Origin of the sequence: Bacillus sp. SIMBA_005 (genome assembly GCF_046535585.1) — a bacterium.
GTDB lineage: Bacteria > Bacillota > Bacilli > Bacillales > Bacillaceae > Bacillus > Bacillus pumilus.
The window spans coordinates 1-285 of sequence record NZ_JAWRWI010000241.1; the positions used below are offsets into that span (position 1 = coordinate 1).

Genomic DNA, 285 nt, shown 5'->3' on the forward strand with positions numbered 1-285 from the left:
GTACCTGTGATGCCCATTCCGCCAAGGTTGTTTGCAAAATCTGCCTCAACGGTAGACTTTCCTGCCTGCGTTTCAACTAACGGAATGTTATAGGCTTCAGAAATGGCAACCAATTCATCGCGCGCACCGGAATATTTTGCGCCTCCGCCGACGAGAATCACAGGTTTTTTGCTGGATTTAATCAGCTCCGCCGCACCTTGAAGCTCGCGCTCGCTCGGCTGCATGCGATCAATATAGTGAACCCGTTTGACGAAGAAACTTTCATCAAAATCGTATGCTTCCCCT

At 49.5% G+C, this 285-nt stretch carries 1 pseudogene; it reads right to left on the reverse strand.

Annotated elements, in window-relative coordinates:
- Nucleotides 1–285 (reverse strand): annotated as a pseudogene (locus tag SB660_RS19930) (3D-(3,5/4)-trihydroxycyclohexane-1,2-dione acylhydrolase (decyclizing)); the annotation flags it as partial.